2 protein-coding genes are annotated in these 1,961 nt (G+C 63.1%); both read right to left on the reverse strand.

Annotation, left to right across the window (positions count from 1 at the left end):
• Positions 1-1,492: molecular chaperone HtpG (htpG, locus tag SX243_26145; protein ID MDY7096468.1), on the reverse strand; the 1,492-nt coding region annotated here is incomplete at its 3' end.
• 284 nt (positions 1,493-1,776) lie between these two features.
• A partial coding sequence (locus SX243_26150) for an IclR family transcriptional regulator C-terminal domain-containing protein (GenBank protein MDY7096469.1) occupies positions 1,777-1,961 on the reverse strand: 185 nt, incomplete at its 5' end.

The following is a 1,961-nucleotide window of genomic DNA, read 5'->3' on the forward strand; positions in this document are numbered from 1 at the left end:
TGAGGCGCTTGTCCTGGTGTTCCGTGAGGCTCTGGACCATTAGCTCGTCGACGGTGTCGGTGAGCAGCAGCACCTCGATGCCCTTCTCCTTGAAGGCCTCCAGGTGCGGCGAGCTCTCCACCACCGCGCGGGACTCGCCGGTGATGTAGAAGATCTCCTTCTGGTCCTCGCCCATGCGCTCGACGTATTCGTCGAGGGTGGTGAGCTTCTCCGGATCGGCGGTGGACTGGAAGAGCAGCAGGCTGACGATTTTGTCTTTGTTGTCCCAGTCAGAGCCGATGCCCTCCTTGATGGAGCGCCCGAACTCGTCCCAGAACTTGCGGTAGTCCTCCGGGTTGTCCCGCTGGGTCTCGGCCAGGGTGTCGAGAATCTTCTTGGTCAGCCAGCGGCGGATCTGGGTGATGTGGCGATCCTCCTGCAGGCGCTGGCGGGAGATGTTCAGCGGCAGGTCGGAGGAGTCCACCACGCCCTTGGCGAAGCGCAGGTAGCGGGGCAGCAGATCCTCGCATTTGTCCATGATCATCACCCGCCGCACGTAGAGCTGCAGGCCGAATTCATAGCCGTGGTAGTAGTAGTCGTAGGGCGCCGTCGACGGAATGAAGAGCAGGGCCTGGTACTCGATGCGGCCCTCCGCCCGGAACGAGAAATGCTTCATCGGCTCGTTCCAGTCGTGGGAGATGTGCTTGTAGAACTCGTTGTACTCCTCTTCCGTCACCTCGTCGGCGGGGCGGGTCCAGATGGGCTTCTGGGAGTTGAGGACCTTGTCCTCGACCACCGTCTCCTTCTTGCCGTCGGGCTTGGGATTGCCGTCCTCGTCCTTCTCCACCTCCTCGCGCTCGTCCTTGAGGATGATGGGATAGCTAACGAAGTCGGAGTAGCGGCGCACCACCCGGCCGACGATGTAGCGGTCGGTGAAGTCCTCCATGCCGTCCTCGGAATCCGCGGGCTTCAGGTGCAGGGTGATGGTGGTGCCCCGCTGATCGCGCTCGGCGTCGCCGATCTTGTACTTGCCGTCACCGGAGGAGGACCAGAAGGTGGCCCCGTCCTCACCGGCCCGGCGGGTGATCAGCTCCACCTTGTCGGCGACCATGAAGGCGGAGTAGAAGCCGACGCCGAACTGGCCGATGAGCTGGGCCGCGCTCTCCGCGGACTTGCTCTTCTTCAGCTTCTCCACCAGCTCCCGGGTGCCGGACTTGGCGATGGTGCCGATATTGGCGATCACCTCGTCGCGGTTCATACCGATGCCGTTGTCCCGAATGGTCAGGGTGCGGGCTTCCGGATCGGTCTCCAGGCGAATCTCCAGCTGGTCGTCGCCGGCGGTGAGCTCCGGGCTGGTGAGAGCTTCGAAGCGCAGGCGGTCGAGGGCGTCGGAGGCGTTGGAGATGAGCTCGCGGAGGAAGATCTCTTTGTTGGTGTACAGGGAGTGGATCATCAGATCCAGCAGCTGCTTTGTCTCGGCCTTGAACTGCCGAGTGCTCACTTTCGCGGTCATGACGGTTTCTTCTCCTCGCTGCCGAAGGTCCCGGAGCGGGCTGGGAAGCGCCGGGACCAGAGTCTTGGGAATCTTGTAAGTGCCGGTGCGTCGAGCGGCAAGGCCGATGGGCACCGTGAGCGGTCGCTCAATCCAGAAGTGTAGTCACTAGAACCGCAGTGCGCAAGGCCTTTGGCGAGAAATTTGAGTCGCAGACTGTAAGATCTTGGCGGAGGGCAGCGGGATCAGATCGTTAGCCATTCCCGCGCACGCGGGAATCTTACGCGGGGCTGGGAAGTGGGTGCCTACCCGTTGCCGTACCCCAACTCCCGAGAGATCAGCAGCGCCGCCTTGATCACCGCCCGAGCGGTCTCTTCCTGGTTCTCCGGAGTCAGCTGGCTGCTGGCGCCGGTGAGTCCCAGGGCGGCCTTCAGTCGGCCGTCACCGCCGTAAACCCCGGCGGCGACGCAGCGCACGTTGAGGTTGTTCT

The organism is Acidobacteriota bacterium, assembly GCA_034211275.1.
GTDB lineage: Bacteria > Acidobacteriota > Thermoanaerobaculia > Multivoradales > JAHZIX01 > JAGQSE01.